1 protein-coding gene is annotated in these 538 nt (G+C 61.0%); it reads left to right on the forward strand.

The features are described from left to right. Nucleotides 1–501 (forward strand): IS3 family transposase (locus tag N4G42_RS25510; RefSeq protein WP_260669187.1); only part of this gene is annotated, 501 nt, incomplete at its 5' end. Nucleotides 502–538 lie beyond the last annotated feature (37 nt).

Below are 538 nucleotides of genomic sequence, written 5' to 3' on the forward strand. Positions count from 1 at the left end.
AACCAGCTATGGAGTGGCGACATCACCTACATCCAAACCGACGAAGGCTGGCTGTACCTGGCCGCCGTCATCGACCTGTTTAGCCGCCAGGTGGTGGGCTGGAGCCTGCAGTCGCACATGCAGGCAAGCCTGGTCAAGGACGCGCTGACCATGGCGTTGTGGCGTCGCCGGCCACCACCCGGTCTGATATTCCACAGCGACCGGGGCAGCCAGTATTGCAGCCACGAGGTCCAGGGCGCACTGAAGGACTGGGGCATGCGTTCATCGATGAGCAGGAAGGGCAACTGCTGGGATAACGCCCCAACGGAAAGCTTCTGGGGGCGGCTGAAAACAGCCAGCGTACATGGGTGCAAATTCGCTACCCGTGAGCAGGCCGGGCAGGCGGTGATGGACTGGATGGCCTTCTACAATCACCGCAGGCTGCATTCCTCGCTGGGCTACCTCAGCCCGATGCAGTACGAACAACGCTGGTACGAGGCACAGCGCAAAAAGGCCGCGTGAATCGTGGGTTAAGAACTACACGAAACAGGGGCAAGGT

It is taken from the genome of Acidovorax sp. K2F, assembly GCF_025246485.1.
GTDB classification, from domain to species: Bacteria; Pseudomonadota; Gammaproteobacteria; order Burkholderiales; family Burkholderiaceae_C; genus Acidovorax; species Acidovorax delafieldii.